This is a genomic window from Streptoalloteichus hindustanus (assembly GCF_900129375.1).
GTDB lineage: Bacteria > Actinomycetota > Actinomycetes > Mycobacteriales > Pseudonocardiaceae > Streptoalloteichus > Streptoalloteichus hindustanus.
In genome coordinates this window covers 282,930-304,378 of record NZ_FQVN01000003.1, presented here as the reverse complement: position 1 = coordinate 304,378, position 21,449 = coordinate 282,930, and the positions used below count along the sequence as shown (strand labels likewise).

15 protein-coding genes are annotated in these 21,449 nt (G+C 75.7%); 12 read left to right on the top strand and 3 right to left on the bottom strand.

Annotation, left to right across the window (positions count from 1 at the left end):
* Positions 1 to 112 precede the first annotated feature (112 nt).
* Genes BUE43_RS10565 through BUE43_RS10555 form a run of 3 tightly spaced genes read right to left on the bottom strand, consistent with a single transcriptional unit; the run spans position 113 to position 4,989 of the window.
* Complete coding sequence (locus tag BUE43_RS10565) at positions 113 to 2,632, bottom strand: transglutaminase TgpA family protein (RefSeq protein ID WP_073481562.1); 2,520 nt, start codon at positions 2,630 to 2,632, stop codon at positions 113 to 115.
* A complete protein-coding gene (locus tag BUE43_RS10560; RefSeq protein WP_073481559.1) occupies positions 2,629 to 3,903 on the bottom strand; it encodes a DUF58 domain-containing protein in 1,275 nt (424 codons plus the stop codon). Before BUE43_RS10560 ends, BUE43_RS10565 begins: the two co-directional genes overlap by 4 nt.
* Positions 3,904 to 4,989 (bottom strand): AAA family ATPase, encoded by a 1,086-nt coding sequence (locus BUE43_RS10555; protein WP_407697116.1) that lies wholly within the window; start codon positions 4,987 to 4,989, stop codon positions 3,904 to 3,906.
* Positions 4,990 to 5,535: 546 nt separating this feature from the next.
* Between BUE43_RS10555 and mraZ the strand changes: the two genes are divergently transcribed.
* The 12 genes from mraZ to BUE43_RS10495 all read left to right on the top strand — a co-directional run bounded on the left by mraZ (position 5,536) and on the right by BUE43_RS10495 (position 21,437).
* On the top strand, positions 5,536 to 5,967 hold the full coding sequence (gene mraZ, locus BUE43_RS10550; protein ID WP_073481554.1) for a division/cell wall cluster transcriptional repressor MraZ: 432 nt from the start codon (positions 5,536 to 5,538) through the stop codon (positions 5,965 to 5,967).
* Positions 5,968 to 7,161: 1,194 nt separating this feature from the next.
* A complete protein-coding gene (gene rsmH / locus BUE43_RS10545) occupies positions 7,162 to 8,169 on the top strand; it encodes a 16S rRNA (cytosine(1402)-N(4))-methyltransferase RsmH (RefSeq protein WP_083959557.1) in 1,008 nt (335 codons plus the stop codon).
* Complete coding sequence (locus tag BUE43_RS10540) at positions 8,166 to 8,816, top strand: cell division protein FtsL (RefSeq protein WP_073481552.1); 651 nt, start codon at positions 8,166 to 8,168, stop codon at positions 8,814 to 8,816. Before rsmH ends, BUE43_RS10540 begins: the two co-directional genes overlap by 4 nt.
* Positions 8,816 to 10,720 carry a peptidoglycan D,D-transpeptidase FtsI family protein gene (locus BUE43_RS10535; protein ID WP_073481549.1) on the top strand — a complete coding sequence of 635 codons (1,905 nt, stop codon included), beginning with the start codon at positions 8,816 to 8,818 and terminating at the stop codon, positions 10,718 to 10,720. The genes BUE43_RS10540 and BUE43_RS10535 overlap by 1 nt, the downstream gene beginning before the upstream one ends.
* 182 nt (positions 10,721 to 10,902) lie before the next feature.
* Positions 10,903 to 12,531, top strand: coding sequence for a UDP-N-acetylmuramoyl-L-alanyl-D-glutamate--2,6-diaminopimelate ligase (locus BUE43_RS10530; protein ID WP_234995646.1), 1,629 nt, complete (start codon positions 10,903 to 10,905; stop codon positions 12,529 to 12,531).
* Positions 12,528 to 13,997, top strand: coding sequence for a UDP-N-acetylmuramoyl-tripeptide--D-alanyl-D-alanine ligase (locus tag BUE43_RS10525; protein WP_073481546.1), 1,470 nt, complete (start codon positions 12,528 to 12,530; stop codon positions 13,995 to 13,997). Before BUE43_RS10530 ends, BUE43_RS10525 begins: the two co-directional genes overlap by 4 nt.
* Positions 13,994 to 15,082, top strand: coding sequence for a phospho-N-acetylmuramoyl-pentapeptide-transferase (gene mraY / locus BUE43_RS10520; protein ID WP_073481544.1), 1,089 nt, complete (start codon positions 13,994 to 13,996; stop codon positions 15,080 to 15,082). The genes BUE43_RS10525 and mraY overlap by 4 nt, the downstream gene beginning before the upstream one ends.
* Positions 15,072 to 16,520, top strand: a complete 1,449-nt coding sequence (murD, locus tag BUE43_RS34665; protein ID WP_073481541.1) for a UDP-N-acetylmuramoyl-L-alanine--D-glutamate ligase — start codon at positions 15,072 to 15,074, stop codon at positions 16,518 to 16,520. The genes mraY and murD overlap by 11 nt, the downstream gene beginning before the upstream one ends.
* Before the next feature lie 6 nt (positions 16,521 to 16,526).
* On the top strand, positions 16,527 to 17,969 hold the full coding sequence (ftsW, locus tag BUE43_RS34660) for a putative lipid II flippase FtsW (protein WP_073481538.1): 1,443 nt from the start codon (positions 16,527 to 16,529) through the stop codon (positions 17,967 to 17,969).
* Positions 17,969 to 19,105 (top strand): undecaprenyldiphospho-muramoylpentapeptide beta-N-acetylglucosaminyltransferase, encoded by a 1,137-nt coding sequence (gene murG / locus BUE43_RS10505; protein ID WP_407697107.1) that lies wholly within the window; start codon positions 17,969 to 17,971, stop codon positions 19,103 to 19,105. The genes ftsW and murG overlap by 1 nt, the downstream gene beginning before the upstream one ends.
* Positions 19,102 to 20,637 (top strand): UDP-N-acetylmuramate--L-alanine ligase, encoded by a 1,536-nt coding sequence (murC, locus tag BUE43_RS10500; RefSeq protein WP_073481535.1) that lies wholly within the window; start codon positions 19,102 to 19,104, stop codon positions 20,635 to 20,637. The genes murG and murC overlap by 4 nt, the downstream gene beginning before the upstream one ends.
* Positions 20,634 to 21,437, top strand: coding sequence for a cell division protein FtsQ/DivIB (locus BUE43_RS10495; RefSeq protein ID WP_083959556.1), 804 nt, complete (start codon positions 20,634 to 20,636; stop codon positions 21,435 to 21,437). Before murC ends, BUE43_RS10495 begins: the two co-directional genes overlap by 4 nt.
* Positions 21,438 to 21,449 lie beyond the last annotated feature (12 nt).

Below are 21,449 nucleotides of genomic sequence, written 5' to 3'. Positions count from 1 at the left end.
GGCTGGATGTGGTGCGAGTCTCGCGCCGTGAGCCTCCCGGGTTTCTCCTGGGCGACGGCGAGCCCGGGCGCTGACAGAGGTCGAACGCCCGGGCCCAGTGCTCTCCCGCGGGTCAGTCCCGTGGGGAGCTTCCCCGGCGGCGGAGGACCGAGCGGGGGAGGAACCGGTCCCGCAGGGCGAGCGGCGCGTTGCGGCGAAGGCTCTCCCGCACCTCGCCGACGGCCTCCGGCAGCTCGGGACCGGTGGGCGGCACACCCCCGTACCAGTCCCGCTCGACCGTGCTGATCACCACGCGCAGCGCCGACTGCCCCGCCTCGTCCAGACCGTGCTCGTGCGCGAGCTTCCTGGCCGCGCCGCGCACCGTGTCGCTCTCGGCCACCACACCGCCCCGGTCGCGGGACTCGGCGAGCAGCTCCTGCCACGCCGCGTCGGTCGCGCCCGGGCCGCCCACCGCGACGGCGCGGAGCCGGGCCCGGCGCTGGGCGTCGCGCACCAGCGCCGGCAGGGCGCCCAGCGCGAGGGCGAGCAGCAGCGCCGTGAGGAGCACCCAGACGAACACCGGCGGCCACCAGGATGCCGGTGCCAGCCCGGCGAGCACCGCGCCCACCAGCAACGCGCCGCCGATCGCCCAGCTCGCGGGCCCACCGGCCCGCATCCCGACCACCGTCGCCGAGGCCAGCTTTTCCCCGCCAGTGGGCCGGACGCCCCGCGCTCTCCTGGTCGCGAGGAGCGCCAGCCCGACCGGCAGCAGCAGGGCCAGGACGCCGAGGCCCGCCAGCACGCCGGTCAGGGAGTACCGGAGCGGAGCCGGCGGCGCGGTGATCGGCGCGGCACTCTGTGCCTGGTGCGCGGTCGGGCCGGAAGTCGTGCTGGGCCGCGCGCTCCCCGACGTGCCCGGCGTGACGCCCGAGGTCGGCGCCGCGCCGGTGGTGGTCGCGGTTGGCCCGCTCGAGTTGGCCGGGGTGCCGTTGTCCAGGTGCGGCGGCCGCGCCCGCCGGTTCGCCTCCATCGGGGTCGGGTCGAACATGGTCCAGCCCTGGCCGGGGAAGTAGACCTCCACCCAGGCGTGGGCGTCCTCGGTGGTGATCACGCGGTACTCGCCGGTGTTCGTGCCGGCGGTGAAGCCGATCGCGACCCGGCTCGGCACGCCGAGCGACCGCAGCATGACCGCCATCGCCGACGCGTACTGCTCGCAGAAGCCCGTCCGCCCGTGGAACAGGAAGTCGGTCAGCGCGTCCCCGCCGACGCCGCCGGTCTGCAGGCTGTAGCGGAATCCGTTCGCCGGCGTGACGAAGTACTCCTGGAGCGCGAGCGCCCGTTCGAAGTCCGAGCGGGCGTCGAGCGTGATCCCCCGGGCGAGGTCGACGACCTTCTGGTCGACGTCCGGCCGCTCGACGTAGGCGGGGTCCACCGCGGCCGCGCCAGAGGGCAGCCCGCGCAGGTGTTCGGGGCTCGGGTTGGCGAACACGGCCTGCTCGACGTACCGCGCGGGTCGCTTGTTCTGCTGGGAGAACACGACCCCCGCCGTGCTGTCGTACCGCCACGAGCCGTCCAGCTCCGGCAGCGCCAGCGGCGCGCCGTACACGGGGAGCCAGAAGTCGCGGTAGCCGAGGGGCTCGATGTCGATGGCGGCGACCCGGCCGCCCGTCGGGCGGGGCTCGCGGGTGGGGAGCTGGCCGCGCACCGGCACGCCCTCCCCGATGCCGTCCAGCAGCCAGCCCCGGCCCGCCTCGAACCGGCGCAGCGTCATCGCCCGCAGGTACCGGCTCTCGTCGAGCCCCCGGACCCGGAACAGCTCGACCCGTCGGCCCCGGTCGAGCTGGCCGCGCAGGGACGTGAACGGCTGCAGCCCGATGCCGGTCGAACCGTCCCCGGGGCCTCCGTCGGCGTCCGAGCCGGGCAGCCGGCCCGCGGTGCCGACGAACGTCATGCCGCCCCCGACGAGCAGGGCCACCACCACGGTCAACCCGCTGACGACCGCCGCGGTGGGGACCGCGCCGGCCCGCCCGCCACCCGCGGCGCCGATCCGGCCACGCCACTCCCGGTGCCGGTGCCGGCCGTCCGCGACGAGCAGCAGGGCGAAGCTGAGCGCGCCGAGCACGAAGGACCACCACGGGAGCAGTTCGTCGGCCAGCGAGGCGGGCACCGCGAACACGCACAGCAGCACCAACCCGGACGCGGCCGGGGCCTCGGCGCCCACCGCCAGGGTGTCCACCACGATCGCGACCAGGCCCACGGCCACCGTGACCAGGCACATCATCGCCGCCGTCGACGCGACCGGCGGCACCCCGACGCGCACCTGTTCCACCGACTGGCGCAGCAGGACCTGGAGTTCGTCCACCACGGCCGGGCCGGGCAGCACGCCGAGGACGCCGTCGCGCGTGAACAGCCCGGTGAGCAGGCAGCACAGCGCGACCATCTGGCCGAGGGCTACGACGAGCGCGGGCAGCCGCAGCGCCCGCAGGCCGATGCCGGCGACGGCCACCACCGCCGCCGAGACGACGACGAACGCCAGCCACTGCCCGCCCGCCAGCACCCCGGACAACGCCGTCGACGCGCCCACGACGGCCACGGCGGCGGCCACCGGCGCGAGGGAGACCTCGACGGAGAGCCGGGGGACAGCGCGGCTCATCCGACCCTCCCGTCCTGGCTCGCGGCCATCTCCGGGGACACCGCGCCGGGGCGGCACAGCTCCCGCCACGCCGCCGCCATACCCGTCTCCGGCCGCACGAGAGCCACCCGCCACCCGGCGCCCCGCAGCAGGTGGGCGGCCTCGTCCGGGGCCGGCGCCTTCTCCTCGCCGTGGGTGGCCCAGCCCGCGACGTCCAGCAGCACGGCCAGGCTCCTGGCGCCGCGCGGGCGCCAGCGGATCAGCTCGGCCGCGGCGGCGGGCGTGGTCGCGCCCAGCACGGCGACCAGCTCGTGCCCGCCGCCGGGGTCGCTGCCGCAGGCCATGTCCCTGCCGTGCGACGGGTTCAGCCCGGCGAGCGCGTCCAGCACGACGTCCCCGACGTGCCCGCCGTGGGCCGAGGTGCCCGCCAGCACGGAGCCGGTCTCGGTGACCAGCCGCACGTCGTGGCCGTGCCGCTGCAGGTGCAGGCAGACGCTCGCGGTGAACGACACCGCCCACTCCAGGCTGGAGGTCGGCCCGCTGCCCCGGTGGGCGGCGCTGCGGTGGTCCAGCAGGACCGTCGTGCCGCCGCGCCACGGCCGTTCCTCGACCCGCACCATCAGCTCGTCGCGGCGGGCGGTGGAGCGCCAGTGCACCTTGCGCATGTCGTCGCCCTGCCGCCACGGGCGGACCACGGCGTCGTCCTCGCCCTGCCCGCTGCGCATCCGCAGGGAGCCGTCCTCACCCGCGCCCAGGCCCGAGCCGGTGGGCACACCGGACAGCGGCACCACCCTGGGCACCACCACGAGCCGGCTGTGCCCCGCCAGCTCGCGTTCGAACTCGGCCAGGCCGAAGGGGTCGGTCACCCGCGCCAGCAGCGGGCCGACGTGGTGCACACCCCGCTGCACGGGTTGCAGGGGGTAGACGAGCACGGCCGCCTCGTTCCGGGGCAGCCGCTCGACGACGAAGCGCGGACGACCCCCCAACGCGTACGGAACCCCGTCCTCTAGCAGCAGCCCGCCGGCGGGCAGGCGCCCGCCGCCGCGCACCTCCAACCGCACCTCCGCGCCGGTGCCCACCGGGACCCGGGCCGGCAGCAGCGCGCGGCCGGCCGCCAACCGGACCTGGGAGCCGGCGGCCAGCGCGGTCGCCAGCATCGGCAGGGTCACCAGGAACACGGCGACCCGGAGCAGGTCGCGCTCGTCGAGCACCAGGGAGCACACCGCGGCGGCGATGCCGGCGGCGAGCAGGCAGCGGCCGCGGGTCGTCAGCCCCGCCAGCACGCGCCGCACCTACGTCGTCCTCTGCTGCTGGGGTCCGGCCGGGTTGGCGCCGCGCAGGTCCCGCAGCCACTCGGCGGGCTCGGTGGGGCGCTGCGCCCCGGCGCCCTGCGGGACCGGGACCTGGTGCAGCAGGCCGCGGACCAGGTCGGCGGGGGAGCGCCGGGAGGCCTGCGCCTCCGGGGTGAGGACCAGCCGGTGCGCCAGGACGGGGATCGCCACGGCCTGCACGTCGTCGGGCACCACGAAGTCGCGGCCGGCCAGCGCGGCGTGCGCCCTGGCGGCCTGGACGAGCTGCAGCGTGGCCCTCGGCGAGGCGCCGAGCCGGAGCTCGGGCAGCCGCCGCGTGGCCGAGACCAGCTCGACGGCGTAGCGCCGGACGTCGGGGGACATCAGCACGCGGCGCACGGTGGACAGCAGCGTCCGCACCTGCGCCGCGTCGGACACCGGGCGCAGTTCGGCGAGCGGGTCCCGGCCGGCGTGCCCGTCCACCATCGCCAGCTCGGCCTGCGGGTCCGGGTACCCGATCGAGACGCGGGCGGTGAACCGGTCCCGCTGGGCCTCGGGCAACGCGTAGGTGCCCTCCATCTCCACCGGGTTCTGGGTGGCGATCACCATGAACGGCGCGTGCAGCGGGTGGGTCCGCCCGTCCACCGTGACCTGCCGCTCCTCCATGCACTCCAGCAGCGCCGACTGGGTCTTGGGCGAGGCCCGGTTGATCTCGTCGCCGACCACGATGTTCGCGAAGACCGGCCCCGGCCGGAACTCGAACTCGTTCTCCTGCCGGTTGAAGATCGACACGCCGGTGATGTCGCTGGGCAGCAGGTCCGGGGTGAACTGGATCCGGCTGACCGAGCAGTCGATCGACCGGGCCAGCGCCTTGGCCAGCGACGTCTTGCCGACGCCCGGCACGTCCTCGACCAGCAGGTGCCCCTCGGCGAGGAGGGTCACCAGGGCGATCCGCACCACCTCGGGTTTGCCCACCAGGACCCGCTCCACGTTGGCGGCGATCCGCTGCGCGGCGGAGTGCAGCTCGGCGAGCTCGGCCTCGCCCGGATGGCCCTCGGCCGGCCGCCGGCCGTTCCCACTGGACCCCAGGGGTGCGGCGGCCTGGAAACCTGACGTCACACGTCCTCCTGTGCTGCGGCGCACGCCCTCGCTCCGCGCCCGCACCGGGCGCGGGCGCGCGTGGTGCGGTCACCTCGGGCAGCGTGCCGAGAAGTCTGTCAAAACCCGGCGAGGTGTCCCACGTTCCGACCGAGCCATGGAGCCGTCCGCCGGGTCGCCTCGGTCCCCACCTTCCCCCACCGTCGGCCCCGCGTGCCAGCAACGCAGGTCGGCGCCCCGGCCGACGGCCGCTCAGCCGTCCGCCGTTCGGGGGGAGCCGGGCGGGGCGGACGGGGTCGCGCGGACTGCTCCCCGCGCGTCCGGCCGGCGCGCCCCCTCGGGCCCTCCCCACCGCCCCCCACTCCGGCCCCACCCCGCTGAGCTGCGGAAACGTCGACCTGATCGGGCGGTTGTCGCCGTCGTTCCCGTTGACTGTGGTGAAAAGTGGGGTACTGTGGCGGGCGGTGGGGCAGACGGGGGTCCCGCCGGCCGAGACGGGTTCGGGAGGGGGCCTGAATCGGTGGGGAGGTGGGAGCCGTGTTCCTCGGCACCCACACCCCGAGGCTCGACGACAAGGGTCGGTTGACCCTGCCGGCCAAGTACCGGGACGCGCTCGCAGGGGGGTTGATGGTCACCAAAGGCCAGGACCACTGCCTGTACGTCTTCCCGCGCGCCGAGTTCGAGCAGATGGCCCGCAAGGTCGCCGAGGCCCCCCTCACCAACGAGTCGGTTCGCGCCTTCCAGCGCTACCTGTTCGCCGGCACCGACGAGCAGCGGCCGGACGGGCAGGGCCGGATCACGATCGTTCCCGAGCTGCGGCGCTACGCCGGGCTGACCAAGGAGTGCGTGGTCATCGGGGCGATCACCCGTCTGGAGATCTGGGACGCCTCTGCGTGGGAGCGCTACCTCGCCGAGCACGAGGAGAGCTACGCGCAGGCACGGGAGGAGGTGCTGCCCGGGATCTTCTGACCGGGTCGGCGCGCGGCGACGGCGTCGCGTGCGCGGCGGGTGAGGTCGTTCTCCGTCTCCTCCGGTCACGTCGTGGCCGTGACGAGGTGCCCGGGGATGGGCGTGTGTCGCCGTCGGCGGCCTCCGCCACCCCCTGGACAGCGGGGAGGGTCTCACCGGTCGGACGGCTCGGGTGTCGTTCGGCCTCGGTCCGCTCGGCGGGCCGTGCTCCTCGGATTCCCGGGTGCCGCGCAGGCGGCTCCCACCCCGGTCGTGCCGCCCTGCGGCGAGCAGCCCAGCGGTGTCCGTCGGTGTCTGGTCCTTCGTGGCGCGGTCACGCGCCGGGGGGGCGAGCGCGACGAGCACGCTGGCGGCCCGCGAACAGCGGCGGCCGGCGGGACGGCCACCGGGTGATCCTGGGCGGAACGGTCCACCGGCCCTGGCGCACCTTCCCCGGCGCCAGGTCCGACGAGCGGGCGGGGACCCGACGACATCCGGTCGCACCGCCCCCACCCACACCGACCCCACGGGCCACCGTGCTGGGCCTCGTGTCGAGTGCGTGTCCCCGTGCGGGGCGCGGACTACGGCGGGGGAGACCCGGAGGACGCCCAGGGCGAACGTCGCGCGGCGACGACACGGTGACACAGGGTGACAGCTGGCACAGGGTGACAGCAGGGGCGACGAACAGGGTGGAGCGGTGAGGCACGGCCCGGAGCGAGGACACCCCCGGCGGTCGACCCGGGCCCGACGGCCCGGAGCGGTCGCGTCCCGGGTGCCCGCGAGAACGACGGGCCCGGCGGGAATGACGGATCCAGCCCTGCCAGCGCTGCCGCTTGATGTCGCGTGTGTGGGGCTCGTGGCGCGGGCTGACCCCGGCGTGGCGTCGCTCCTGACCGACAGGGCGCGTTCCGCGCGTCGCGCCGCGCTCGTGGCCTTGTGGTCGGAGCGGACGCCCACCAGCACCCGGCGGAGATCACACCCCGGACCCGGCCCCCGACCGAACGGCGGGCGGGCCTCGCGCGTCCCAGCAACCGGGTTCGAACCACCGCTCCGACGAGACCGACTCGAACGAGAACGACTCCGTCGAGACCAGCTCCTTCGAGACCGACGACGAGAACACCACAGTGAGATCCCGGGAGTCGGCGGCGTGCCGACGTCGAGCCGACACCGGGGACAGGACGAGGACCGGGGGCGCTCCCCGGGGAGGAGACCGTGATGGCGGCGGCTCAGGCGCGGGTGCCCCGCGACGGCGCTCGGGCGTCTGGTGGGGAAGACCGGCCGCGGCACGTCCCGGTCCTGTTGGACCGGGTGCTGGAGCTGCTCGCCCCGGCGCTGGCGGGCCGGCCGGCCGTCTGCGTGGACGCCACACTCGGCCTCGGCGGCCACACCGAGGCCCTGCTCTCCCGGTTCCCGGAGCTGACCGTCGTCGGGCTGGACCGCGACCCGAACGCGCTGGAGCTGTCCGGTCGACGCCTGGCGCCGTTCGGGGAGCGCGCCCGCCCGGTCCACGCGGTGTACGACGAGCTGCCGAGGGCGCTCGCCGAGCTGGGCATCCCGGAGGTGCACGGGGTGCTGTTCGACCTCGGGGTCTCCTCGATGCAGCTCGACGAGGCCGAGCGCGGGTTCGCCTACGCGCAGGACGCCCCGTTGGACATGCGGATGGACCCGAGCCACGGGATCACCGCGGCCGAGGTGCTCAACACCTACTCCGCCGCCGAGCTGACCCGGATCCTGCGGGACTACGGCGAGGAGCGGTTCGCCTCCCGGATCGCGGCGGCGGTCGTCCGGGAGCGGGAGAAGGAGCCGTTCCGGGACAGCGGCCGGCTGGTGCGGCTGCTGTACGACGTCGTTCCCGCGGCGAGCCAGCGCACGGGCGGCCACCCGGCCAAGCGGACCTTCCAGGCGCTGCGCATCGAGGTCAACGGCGAGCTGGAGGTGCTGCGGCGCGCGTTGCCGGCGGCGCTGGACGCCCTCGCCGTCGGCGGCAGGATCGTGGTGCTGTCCTACCACTCGCTGGAGGACCGCATGGTCAAGCGGGCCCTGGCCGAGCGCTCCACCTCCCGCACCCCGCCCGGCCTCCCGGTCGAGCTGCCCGGGCACGGCCCGGAGTTCCGGCTGCTGGTGCGGGGTTCGGAGCCGGCGAGCGAGGAGGAGGTGGCGGCGAACCCCCGCGCCTCCTCGGTCCGGCTCCGCGCGGCGGAACGGCTCGGGGAGGACACGTGAGCGCGCCCGCACGCGTCCCCGATCCCGGCACGCGCGGTCGCGCGGGCGGCCGGGACCGCGCCGCGGACCGGACCGCCGGCCGGCGGGGCGGCAAGCAGGCGGGGCAGCGTGCCGCGGACCGGACGGCCCGGCGCGCGCAGGGCAGACGGGTGCCGCTCGCCCGGCGGTGGCTGCGGGTCGTGCCCCAGGGACGCGCGGGCGTGGCGCCCAGAGCTCCGTTCGTGTTGTTGGTGATGAGCCTGCTCGCCGCCGGCCTGCTGGCCAGCCTGTGGCTGTCCACCGCCGCCGGCGCGTACTCGTACCGGCTGGAGAACACCCAGCGCGAGGCGCGCGACCTGGCCGAGCAGGCCGAGCAGCTGCGCAGGGACGTCGCCCAGCGGGAGTCCGCGCCGGACGTGGCCCGGCGGGCCAGGGAGCTCGGGCTGGTCCCGGCGCCCGACCCGGCCCGGCTCGTCGTCCGGCCGGACGGCTCGGTGGAGCTGCGGGGCGAGCCGCGGCCGGCCACCTCGTCCGCGCCGCCGTCGCCCACCCCGTCGGCGTCGGCGCCCCCGTCGGCCGGCGCTCCGCAGGGTCAGCCGACCCCGCCGGCGCCGTCCGGGCAGCGGGGACAGCAGGGCCAGACCGGCCAGCACCCGGGAGGTGGATGATGCAGCGGGCCAGCGGACCGGCGCCACGCCGTCGTCCCGTACGCGCCGTGCGCACCGCGCGGCCGGCCGGCGGGGCGCACCACCGCAGACGGCTCGTCGTGGGCCGGACGTTGCTGGTGGCGGCGCTGCTGATCGCCGGGGTGAAGCTGGTGCAGGTGCAGGGACTGGAGGCCGACGCCCTGTCCCAGAAGTCCCAGCAGCAGCGGCTGACCACGAAGAAGATCCCGGCCCGCCGCGGTGCGATCACCGACCGGGCGGGGCGGCAGCTCGCGCTCAGCGAGGAGCGCAGGGCGCTCTACGTGCTGCCGCGCCAGCTCCGCAAGGAGTGGGACAACCCCAAGACCGTCGAGCAGTACAAGATGAACGCCGACCAGCGCACGGAGCAGATCGCCAAGGGCATGCACGAGGTGCTGGGCGACGAGTTCCCCGAGCGGGAGCTGCTCGCCAAGCTGCGCAGTGACAGGAGCTTCCTCTACCTCGCCGACTCGGTGCGCCCGGAGCAGGCGCGGCAGATCCGCGAGGTGAAGAAGTTCGCGGAGATCGGCGAGGAGTACCGGGAGGTCCGGCAGTACCCGGGCGCCGAGCCGGCCAGCAACATCATCGGCCTCGCCAACTGGCGGATGGACAACCCCAACGACCAGAAGGTCCGCGGCCTGCTCGGGCTGGAGAACCTCCAGGACTCGCTGCTCGCGGGCAGGGACGGCCGCCGCGTGGTGGAGACCGCGCAGAACAACGACGACATGGTCCTGCCCGGCACCGAGCGGCAGCTCGAACCCGCGGTGCCCGGCTCCACCCTGGAGCTGACCATCGACTCGGACGTGCAGTACCAGGTCCAGCGGATGCTGGCCGACTACGTGCGCAAGTCCGGGGCGAAGAACGGCAGCGCGGTGGTGCTGGACGCGCGCACCGGCGAGGTGTACGCGCTGGCCAACGACAGGACCTTCGACCCGAACGACCCCAACGTCCTCCAGAAGCTCAGCAAGGACGACCCCCGGCTGGGCAACCCCGCCGTGACCACCCCGTTCGAGCCGGGCTCGGTGAACAAGGTGGTCACGGCCGCCGCCGGCGTGGAGTACGGCCTGGTGCGGCCGGACACCGTGCTGGAGGTCCCCGGCAGCATCCAGGTCGCCGACCGGGTGATCAAGGACGCCTGGACGCACGGCACGCAGCGGATGACCTTCACCGGCGTGCTGGGCAAGTCCTCGAACGTGGGCACGATCAAGGTGGCCCAGCAGGTCGGGGAGGAGCGGTTCGCCGAGATGCTGCGGCGCTTCGGGCTGGGCCAGGCCACCGGCGTGGGCCTGGAGGGGGAGAGCGCCGGCGTGGTGCCCGCCCGGCAGCAGTGGTCGGGCAGCACCTTCGGCAACCTGCCGATCGGGCAGGGCCTGTCGGTGACCGTCCTGCAGATGGCCGGGATGTACCAGGCGATCGCCAACGACGGCGTGCGCGTGCCGCCCCGGGTCATCCGGGCCGAGATCGGTCCGGACGGCCAGCGCAAGGACATGAAGCGGCCCGAGGGCGTGAAGGTGGTCAGCCCGGAGACCGCGCGCACGGTGCGCGACATGATGCGGGCGGTCACGCAGTCCGCGCCGCAGCCGCAGCGCGGCACCGGGCCCGAGGCGGCCCTGGAGGGCTACCAGATCTCCGGCAAGACCGGGACCGCGCAGCAGGTGGACAAGACCTGCGGCTGCTACAGCAGCTCGCAGCACTGGATCACCTTCGCCGGCATCCTGCCCGCCAACGACCCGCGGTTCGTCGTGGGCCTGATGCTCGACGCGCCCACCGTCGCGCCGTACAACGAGACGGCGGCGCCCCTGTTCCACGACATCGCGTCGTACCTGGCGCAGCGCTTCCAGATCCCGGCGTCGGAACCCGGCCCGGTGCAGCAGCTCGTGGTGGGCTGAGCGGTCGCCGGCGGCGCCCGTCGGCGACCGGGTGAGATAAAGGATCGATAACAACCGCCACCGTGCCGGTGGCGTGGCGCGGACCCGCCTCCGGGCCGGTCGCGCCGACCTGCGTCGATGGGAGGAGGTGAGCGGCACCGGTGGCGGTGGTCACGCCCCGTGCGCCGGTAGCCTTCCGCGACGTGCCCCCCGTCCTGTCTGGCAAGGTCGCGCCTGCCCCGCCCCGCCCGTCGCACGTCACACCGACCTCCGTCGCCGAGATCGCCCGGCTGGCGGACGCGCGGGTGGTGAGCCCGCACCCGGAGGTCGCCGGGTCCCTGGCGGTGACCGGCGCGACGCTGCGTGCCCAGCACGCGCGCCCCGGCGACCTCTACGCCGCCCTGGCCGGCGCCCGGGCGCACGGCGCGGACTTCGCCGACCAGGCGCTGGCCGCCGGCGCCGCCGTCGTCCTCACCGACGAGGCCGGCGCCGCCCGTCCCGCCGTGCGCGAGGCGCCCCGGGTCCGCTCCGGCGAGGTTCCGGTGCTGGTGTGCGCCGACCCGCGGGCGGTCGTCGGCCGGCTCGCCGCCCACGTCTACGGCAACCCGTCCACCCGGCTCTCGGTGCTCGGCGTGACCGGCACGTCCGGCAAGACCACCACCACCTGTCTGCTGGAGGGCGCGCTGCGCGCCGCCGGCCACACCACGGGTCTGATCGGCACAGTGGAGACCCGGATCGCCGGCGAGCGCCTGGAGAGCGCGTTCACCACGCCCGAGGCCCCCGACCTCCAGGCGCTGTTCGCGCACATGCTGGAGCGGGGCGTGAGCCACGTGGCGATGGAGGTGTCCAGCCACGCGCTGGCGCTGGGCCGGGTGGCCGGCACGCGCTTCGCGGTCGGCGCGTTCACCAACCTCTCCCAGGACCACCTGGACTTCCACCGCGACATGGAGGACTACTTCGCCGCCAAGGCCGCGCTGTTCGACGGCAGGGCCGAGCACGAGGTGGTGTGCGTGGACGGCGAGTGGGGCCGCCGCCTGGTGCGGCCCGACACCGTCACGGTGTCCACTGTGGCCGGTGGTGGCGGCGAGGCGGGCTGGCGGGCCGTGGACGTGGTCTCCCACCCGACCGGCGCGCAGTCGTTCACCGCGGTCGGTCCGGACGGCCGGCGCACGCCGGTCTCGGTGCGGCTGCCGGGAACCTTCAACGTCGCCAACGCCCTGCTCGCGCTGGCCTGCGCGCACGCGGTCGGCGTCGACCCGGCCGACGCGGCCCGTGGACTGTCCGAAGTGGACGTTCCGGGTCGGATGGAGCGGGTGGACCTCGGGCAGGACTTCGCCGCCGTCGTGGACTACTCGCACAAGCCGGCGGCGGTGTCGGCGGTGCTCGAGGCGGTGCGCGCCCAGCAGGAGCGGGCCGGCCGGACGGGACGTGTGATCATTGTCCTCGGCTGCGGCGGTGACCGCGACGCGGCCAAGCGCCCCGTGATGGGCGGGGTCGCGGCCGGCGGGGCGGACCTGCTGGTGGTCACCGACGACAACCCGCGCGGCGAGGACCCGGCGGCCATCAGGGCCGCCGTGCTCGCCGGCGCGCTCGCGCTGCCCGAGGCCGACCGGGGCGAGGTGGTCGAGATCGGCGACCGCCGGGAGGCCATCGCGGAGGCGGTGCGGCGCGCGCGCCCCGGCGACGTCGTCGTCGTCGCGGGCAAGGGACACGAGACCGGTCAGGAGGTCGCAGGAGTGGTGCATCCGTTCTCCGATCGCGCCGTGCTCGCCGAGGCCGTGCGGGCCCGGCTGGCCGGCGGGGGACCCCGGTCCCGCGGGGAGGGCGCGTGATCGAGCTCAGCCTCGCCGAGATCGCCGAGGTGGTCGGCGGCCGGTTGCACGGCGCGGACGGGACGGAGCGGGTCACCGGCTCCGTCGAGTTCGACTCCAGGAAGGTGACGCCGGGCGGGTTGTTCGTCGCGGTGCCCGGCGAGCGGGTGGACGGGCACGACTTCGCCGGCACGGCGGTCGCCGCCGGCGCCGTGGCCGTGCTCGCGGCCAGGGAGGTCGACGCCCCGGCCGTGATCGTGCCGCCGGTCCCCTCCGGGGGCGAGCGGTCCTACGTGCTGGCCGGCGACCGGGACGGCTCCGGGGCCGCGGTGCTGGCCGCGCTGGCCGCGCTGGCCCGCCACGTCGTCGACCGGCTCAGCGCCGACGGCCTGGCCGTGGTCGGGGTGACCGGCTCGTCCGGCAAGACCTCCACCAAGGACCTGATCGCCCGGCTGCTGGCGCCGCTGGGGCCGACCGTGGCCCCGCCGGGCTCGTTCAACAACGAGCTGGGGCACCCGTGGACGGCGTTGCGGGCCGACGAGCGCACGCGCCACCTCGTGCTGGAGCTGTCCGCCCGCGGCGTCGGCCACGTGGCCGCGCTGTGCCGGACCGCGCCGCCCCGGATCGGCGCCGTCCTCAACATCGGGTCGGCGCACCTGGGCGAGTTCGGCTCGCGCGAGGCGATCGCGCGGGCCAAGGGCGAGCTGGTCGAGGCGCTGCCCTCCGCCGAGGACGGCGGCGTCGCCGTGCTCAACGCGGACGACCCGCTGGTCGCCGCGATGGCAGCGCGGACCTCGGCGCGGGTGGTGCGCTTCGGTCAGTCCGCCGACGCCGACGTGCGGGCCGAGGACGTCGAGCTCGACGAGCTGGGCCGGCCCCGGTTCGAGCTGGTCACCCCGGCTGGCCGGACCCGGGTGCTGCTCGGCCTGCACGGCGAGCACCAGGTGGGCAACGCCCTGGCCGCCGTCGCGGTGGCGCTGGAGCTGGGCGCGAGCCCGGACCAGGTGGCCGAGGAGCTGGCCGCCGCCCGCCCCGCCTCGCGGTGGCGGATGGAGGTCACCGAGCGGCCCGACGGCGTCGTCGTGGTCAACGACGCGTACAACGCCAACCCCGAGTCGGTGCGGGCCGCGCTGAAGACCCTGGTCGCCATGGCCAGGGGCCGCCGGAGCTGGGCGGTGCTCGGGCCGATGGCCGAGCTGGGCGGGCGCAGCGCCGCCGAGCACGACGAGATCGGTCGGCTCGCGGTGCGGTTCAACGTCAGCCGGCTGGTCGTGGTCGGCGAGCAGGCGCGTCCGATGCACCAGGGCGCGCACTTGGAAGGGTCCTGGGGAGAGGAGTCGGTTCTGGTGCCCGACGTCGAGGCGGCCGTCGCGCTGCTGCGCGCCGAGTTGCGTCCGGGTGACGTCGTCCTGGTGAAGGCCTCGCGCGCCGCCGGGCTGGAGCGGGTCGCGCAGGCCCTGCTGGCCGGGACGGAGGGGGCCGCGTGAAGGACATCCTGGTCGCGGCCGCGATCGCGCTGGCCGTCTCCATCCTGCTCACCCCGTACCTGATCAAGGTGTTCAGCCGGCAGGGCTTCGGGCAGGAGATCAGGGAGGAGGCGCCGGAGGGCCACAAGAGCAAGCGGGGCACCCCCACCATGGGCGGTGTCGCGATCCTGCTCGCCATGTGGGCCGGCTACGCCGCCACCCACCTCACCGTCTCCAAGCAGGGCCCGACCGCGTCCGGCCTGCTGGTGCTGATGCTGACCACGGCGCTGGGCCTGGTCGGCTTCCTCGACGACTTCATCAAGATCCGCAAGCAGCGCAACCTGGGCCTGAACAAGACCGCGAAGCTGGTCGGCCAGTTCGCCGCCGCGGTGATCTTCGCGATCCTGGTCATCCGGTTCCCGGACGAGCGGGACCTGACCCCGGCCTCGACGCACCTGTCCTTCGTCAGGGACATCGCGGTCATCTCGTTCGGCACCGTCGGCTTCATCGTCTTCTGCTACCTGGCCGTCAGCGCGTGGTCCAACGCGGTGAACTTCACCGACGGCATGGACGGCCTGGCCGCCGGCTCCTCGGCGATGGTGCTGGCCGGCTACGTGCTGGTGGCCTTCTGGCAGTACCGCTACGACTGCGGCGTGCCCGGCCAGTTCGGCCCCGGCTGCTACAACGTGCGCGACCCGCTGGACCTCGCGGTGGTCGCGGCCGCGGCGATGGCCGGCTGCATCGGCTTCCTCTGGTGGAACGCGGCCCCCGCCAAGATCTTCATGGGCGACACCGGCTCGCTGGCGCTGGGCGGCCTGGTGGCCGGCCTGTCCATGACCACCCGCACCGAGATGCTGATGATCGTCCTCGGTGGCCTGTTCGTGGTCGAGGCGCTGTCGGTCGTGCTGCAGATCGCGGTCTTCCGCACCACCCGGCGGCGGCTGTTCCGGATGGCGCCGTTCCACCACCACTTCGAACTCGCCGGTTGGGCCGAGACAACGATCATCATCCGGTTCTGGCTGATGGCCGGCATCTGCGTGCTGTTCGGCCTCGGCCTGTTCTACAGCGAGTGGGCCGACGCGGCGGGGATCCTCAATGGCAACTAGGCCGGCAACGGAGACGCTGGGCTGGCCGGGTCTGGCCGGCACGCCGGTGCTGGTGGCCGGCGCCGGGGTGTCCGGCCGCTCCGCCGCCGAGGCGCTGTTGGCCGCCGGCGCGCGCGTGACCGTCACCGACGCCGCCGAGGAGCGCCTGGCCGCGCTGGCCTCGTTGCAGGCCGAGGGCGCGGAGCTGGTGGTCGGCCTGACCGAGCCGCCCGCCGGCACCGGGCTGGTCGTGACCAGCCCGGGCTGGCGGCCGGACACCCCGCTGCTGGCCGCCGCCGCGGCCGCCGGCGTCGAGGTGGTCGGCGAGGTCGAGCTGGCCTGGCGGCTGGACCGGGCCAGGGCGGCGGCCGCCGACGCCGGCGAGGGGCCGGCGACCTGGCTCGCGGTCACCGGCACCAACGGCAAGACCACGACCGTCGGCATGCTGGAGTCGATCCTGCGTGCCGCCGGGCTGGACGCGGTGGCGTGCGGCAACGTCGGCCTGCCCGTGGTGGACGCGGTCCGCGCCGGGCACCGGGTGCTCGCCGTGGAGCTGTCCAGCTTCCAGCTGCACTGGTCGCCGTCGCTGCGGCCGGCCGCCGGCGCCGTGCTCAACGTCGCCGAGGACCACCTGGACTGGCACGGGTCGATGGCCGCCTACGCCGGGGCCAAGGCGCGGGCGCTGGTCGGCGACGTGGCCGTGGCCGGGGTGGACGACGCCAACGCCGCCGCCCTGCTGGCTGCGGCGCCGGCGTCCCGGCGGGTCGGGGTGACGCTGGCCGAGCCGGCCGCCGGCCAGCTCGGGCTGGTCGGCGACGCGCTGGTGGACCGGGCCTTCGCCGACGGGGAGCCGCTCGCCGAGATCGCCGACGTGCGCCCGGGCGGCCCGCCCGGGCTGACCGACGCGCTGGTCGCGGCCGCGCTGGCCCGTGCGCACGGGGTGCCGGCCTCGGCTGTGCGCGCCGGGCTGCGCGCCTACCGGCCGGCCGCCCACCGGGCCGAGCTGGTCGCCGAGGCCGGGAACGTCCGCTACGTCGACGACTCCAAGGCCACCAACCCGCACGCGGCCGCCGCGTCGCTGCACGCCCACGACCGGGTGGTGTGGGTGGCGGGCGGTCAGCTCAAGGGCGCGTCGGTGGACGAGCTGGTGGCCGGGGCCGCGTCGCGGCTGGCCGGAGCGGTGCTGCTGGGCGTCGACCGGGACCGGATCGCGGCCGCGTTGGCGCGACACGCCCCGGAGGTCCCGGTCCGCGAGGTCACCACGGGTGACGATGGGGCCATGCGGGAAGCGGTGCGAGCCGCCCGGAGCTTGGCCCGTCCGGGTGATGTTGTGCTTCTGGCGCCGGCGGCGGCGTCACTCGACATGTTCACCGACTACGCCCACCGTGGGCGTGCCTTCGCCGAGGCGGTGCGGGCGGTGATCGCCGAGACCGCCGACCCCTCGGGACCGGGTCGGTGATCGCCGGTGCCGCGTCGCGCCGAGCCGGGTAGGGCCGGCCGGGTCGGCGGCCCCGCCTCGGTGCGGGTCGCCCTGACCACCTGGCTGGCCCGCCCCCTCACCTCCTTCCACCTGGTCCTCGCGGTGTTCGGGCTGCTCACCGTGCTGGGCCTGGTGATGGTGTACTCGGCGTCCAGCATCGAGTCGCTGGCCAACGGCGGCACCACCTACCGCGTGTTCCAGAAGCAGGTCATCTACTGCGGCGTGGGCCTGGTGCTCTTCTGGGTGGCGTTGCGCGTTCCCCCGAGGGTGCTGCGCCGGCTGTCGCCCCCGGCCCTGCTGGCCGGCGTGGTGCTGCTCATCCTCGTGCTCACCCCCCTGGGCACCGACATGGGCACCGACACCCGGAGCTGGTTCCGGATCGGCGGGGTGCTGTCGTTCCAGCCGGTCGAGTTCGCCAAGGTCGCCCTCGTGCTGTGGGGCGCGCACATCCTGGTGATCAAGCGGGCGATGCTGCACCAGTACCGCCACCTGCTGGTGCCGTTGATGCCGGTGGCGCTGCTGATGTTCACGCTGGTCATGATGCAGCCCGACCTCGGCGGCACGATCGCGCTCGGCGTGATCCCGCTGGCCCTGCTGTGGTTCGCCGGCGCGCCCCTGCGGCTGTTCGCCGGGATCACCCTGTCGGCGGTCTCGGGCGCGCTGGTCCTCGCCACGACCGCCAACTACCGCCTCGACCGGATCACCGGGTTCCTCAACCCGGACGACGACCCGCAGGGCGCGAACTTCCAGGCGCGGCAGGCGCTGTACGCGCTGGGCGAGGGCGGGTTCTTCGGCAAGGGCCTCGGGCGGGCCAGCGCGAAGTGGGACTACCTGCCGAACGTGCACAACGACTTCATCTTCGCGATCATCGGCGAGGAGCTGGGGTTCGTCGGCTGCGTGGTGGTGCTCGGCCTGTTCGCCACCCTGGCCTACGTGGGGCTGCGCATCGCGGCGCGCAACACCGACCCCTGGATCAGGCTGGTGGCGGCTACCGTGACGGTGTGGCTGGTCAGCCAGGCCGCGTTCAACATCGGGTACGTGGTCGGGCTGCTGCCGGTCACCGGGCTGACGCTGCCGCTGATCTCCTCGGGTGGGACCTCGGTGGTCACCACCATGCTGGTGTTCGGCATGCTGGCGAACTTCGCCAGGCACGAGCCGGAGGCGGTCTCGGCGCTGCGGGCGCAGGGCCAGGACCGCTTCAGCCGCTGGCTGCGGCTGCCCATGCCGGACCCGTACCGGCCGCCGGCCCGCAGGGTGCGCGCGCCGCGCTCGGCCGCCCCGGCCGGACGGCCGCCCCTGCGGGCCGGGCGGCCCACCGGGGCCGTGGGCCGGATGGTCGTGCACCCACTGGACGAGCGGCGGCGCGGCCGGCGGGGCGCGCCGCCCGAGCAGCGCAGACGCGGAGCAGCACAAGGAGGACAGCGGTAGTGACTGGGCAGAACGGGGCCGCGCCGGCGAACCGGCCGGGCGGTGCCGTGCAGGGTGGGCCCTGCGTGGTGGTCGCCGGCGGTGGCACGGCGGGCCACATCGAGCCGGCGATGGCCCTGGCCGACGCGGTGCGTCGGCTGCGGCCGGACGCGCGGGTCGTCGCGCTGGGCACCGAGCGGGGTTTGGAGACCAAGCTGGTGCCGTCCCGCGGCTACCCACTGGAGCTGATCCCACCGGTTCCGCTGCCCCGCAAGCCGAGCCCGGAGCTGTTGCGGCTGCCGCTGAGGGTGCGGTCGGCGGTCAAGCAGACCAGGAACGTCTTCGAGCGGGTCGGCGCGGACGTGGTGGTGGGGTTCGGCGGGTACGTGGCGCTGCCCGCGTACCTGGCGGCCAGGGGCCGGCTGCCGATCGTGGTGCACGAGGCCAACGCGCGGGCCGGGCTGGCCAACAAGGTCGGCGCCCGGTTCGCCGAGCGGGTGCTGGCGGCGGTGCCCGGCAGCGGGCTGCCCGGCGCGCAGGTGATCGGCATCCCGCTGCGGCACTCGATCACCAGCCTGGACCGGGCCGCGCTGCGCGCCGAGGCGCGCCGGCACTTCATGCTCGACGAGGACGCGCCCACGCTGCTGGTGTTCGGCGGCTCGCAGGGCGCGCGCACCCTCAACACCGCGGTGTCCGGGGCGGCTGGCGCGCTCGCGGAGGCCGGGATCGGCGTGCTGCACGCGTTCGGCCCGAAGAACAGCGTGGCCGTGCAGCACAAGCCGGGGGCGCCGGCCTACGTGCCCGTGCCCTACCTGGAGCGGATGGACCTGGCGCTGGCCGCGGCCGACCTGGTGCTGTGCCGCTCGGGCGCGATGACCGTCGCCGAGGTGTCGGCGGTCGGGCTGCCGGCCGTGTTCGTCCCGCTGCCGCACGGCAACGGCGAGCAGGCGCTCAACGCCCAGCCGGTGGTCAACGCCGGCGGCGGGCTGCTGGTGCCGGACGGCGAGCTGAGCACGCAGAAGATCACCGACGTGGTGATCCCGCTGCTGCGGGACCCCCAGCGGCTGGCCGCGATGAGCGCCGCCACCCGCGACAGCGGACACCGGAACGCGGCCGACCAGCTCGCCGCGATCGTGCTCGAGGTGATGAGCCGGTGACCGCCGTCCCGACCCCCCGGCCCGACGGGGCCGCCGCCCAGGTGCCCGAGGCGCTGCGCCGGGTGCACCTGGTGGGCATCGGTGGCGCCGGCATGAGCGGGATCGCGCGCATCCTGCTCGCCAGGGGCGCCCAGGTGTCCGGCTCGGACGCCAAGGAGTCGCGCACGGTGCTCGCCCTGCGCGCCCAGGGGGCCGCCGTCGCCGTCGGCCACGACGCCGCGAACGTGCACCAGCTCGGCGAGCCGCCGACCGCGGTGGTCGTCTCCACCGCGATCCGGCCGGACAACCCGGAGCTGGTCGCCGCGCGGGAGCGGGGCGCGACCGTGCTGCGGCGGGCGGAGGCGCTGGCCGCGCTGATGGCCGGGCACCGCGTCGCCTGCGTCGCCGGCACCCACGGCAAGACGTCGACCACGTCGATGCTCACCGTGGCGTTGCAGCGCTGCCGGCTGGACCCGTCGTTCGCCATCGGCGGCGACCTCAACGAGTCCGGGGCCAACGCGCACCACGGCGAGGGCGGGGTGTTCGTCGCCGAGGCCGACGAGAGCGACGGCTCGTTCCTGGCCTTCTCGCCGTCGGTGGCGGTGGTGACCAACGTCGAGGCCGACCACCTCGACCACCACGGCACCGTCGAGGCGTACACCGAGGTGTTCGAGCGGTTCCTGGAGCGGATCGAGCCCGGCGGGGTGCTGGTCGTGTGCGCCGACGACCCGGGCGCGGCCGCGCTGGCCGACCGGGCGGAGGCCGTCGGCCTGCGGGTGCGCCGCTACGGCCGGCGCGCCGAGGGGCCGGGCGCGGCCCGGGTGCTGGAGTACCACGCGGACGGCTCCAGCGAGCTGGGCGAGCCGGCCGGACCGCACGGCGCCGGCGGCGTGGTCGTCGTCGAGCTGGGCGGCGAGCGCGTGGAGGTCCGGGTCGCGGTGCCCGGCGAGCACATGGCGATGAACGCGCTCGCCGCGCTGTTGGCCGGCCTGGAGCTGGGCGCGGAGCGGGACTGCCTGCTGGCCGGGCTGGCCGCGTTCGGCGGGGTGCGGCGGCGCTTCGAGTTCAAGGGCGTGGCCGGCGGGGTGCGGGTCTACGACGACTACGCGCACCACCCGACCGAGGTCGAGGCGCAGTTGCGGGCCGCCCGCCCGGTGGCGGGCGCGGGGCGGGTGCTGGTGGCGTTCCAGCCGCACCTGTACTCGCGGACCAGGACCTTCGCCGGCGAGTTCGGCGCGGCGCTGGGGCTGGCCGACGAGGTGGTCGTGCTCGACGTGTACGGCGCCAGGGAGGAGCCGGAGCCCGGGGTGACCGGGCAGCTCGTGGCCGACGCCGTGCCGCCGCCGGCCGACCGGGTCCGGTTCGAGCCGTCCTTCCAGCGGGTGCCCGCCCTGTTGGCGGCGCTGGCCAGGCCGGGCGACCTGGTGATCACGATGGGCGCCGGCGACGTGACGATGCTCGGCCCCGAGCTGCTCGCCGAGCTCGACCGGGGCGCGGGCGCGGCCGACGACGCCCGCCCGGCGGACGGCGGCCCGCTGGGGGCCGGACGGTGAGCGCCGCGCCGCGGGGCCGGGGGCGGGGCGCGCGCCCGGGCGCCCGCCGGCCCCGCGGCGGGGGGCGTTCGGCCGCCGCCGGCGACCGCGTCGTCCCGCGTCGTCGCCCCGGGAGCCGGGCTCGACGTCCGCGCCGGCCCCGGCTGCCCCGGGGGTTCCTGGCGGCCGTCGGCGTGCTGGCCGTGCTGAGCCTGCTCGCGGTGGTCTACTTCTCGCCGCTGCTCGGGGTGCGGGAGGTCCAGGTCACCGGGGTGAGCGTGCTCGGCGCGGACGACGTGCGCCGGCAGGCCGCCATCGCGGAGGGCACGCCGTTGGCGCGGCTGGACGCCGAGGGCGTCTCCTCCCGGGTGCGCGGGATGCCCCGTGTGGCCTCGGTGGAGGTGCGTCGCTCCTGGCCGGACACCGTGGTGCTCCAGGTCGTGGAGCGGACCCCGGTGGCGGTGGTCAAGGAGGGCGACGGGTCGAAGCTGGTGGACGGCACCGGCACGGCCTACGCGCCCGCGCCGGAGGGCGCGGCCGGTCTGCCCGAGCTGGTGGTCGAGCGGGCCGGGCCGGACGACCCGGCCACGGCGGTGGGCGTGCGGGTCCTGGTGAGCATCCCGGAGCGGGTGCGCCAGGAGGTCCTCACGGTGACCGCGCGGACGCCGGGGGACGTGCGGCTGACCCTGTCCGCGGGCCGGGAGGTGCGGTGGGGCGGCGGCGCGGACTCCGAGCGCAAGGCCGCGGTGCTCGCCGCGCTGCTCACCCGTCCGGGCAGCGTCTACGACATCTCCGCGCCGGAGTTGCCCACCGTCGCCTGACGGCCCGCCGGC

Excerpts from the sequence above, each read along its gene's own strand:
- BUE43_RS10565 (WP_073481562.1), bottom strand. The coding sequence starts at position 2,632 with ATGAGCCGCGCTGTCCCCCGGCTCTCCGTCGAGGTCTCCCTCGCGCCG.
- rsmH (WP_083959557.1), top strand. The coding sequence starts at position 7,162 with ATGGCGGCGGCTCAGGCGCGGGTGCCCCGCGACGGCGCTCGGGCGTCT.
- BUE43_RS10535 (WP_073481549.1), top strand. The coding sequence starts at position 8,816 with ATGCAGCGGGCCAGCGGACCGGCGCCACGCCGTCGTCCCGTACGCGCC.
- murD (WP_073481541.1), top strand. The coding sequence starts at position 15,072 with ATGGCAACTAGGCCGGCAACGGAGACGCTGGGCTGGCCGGGTCTGGCC.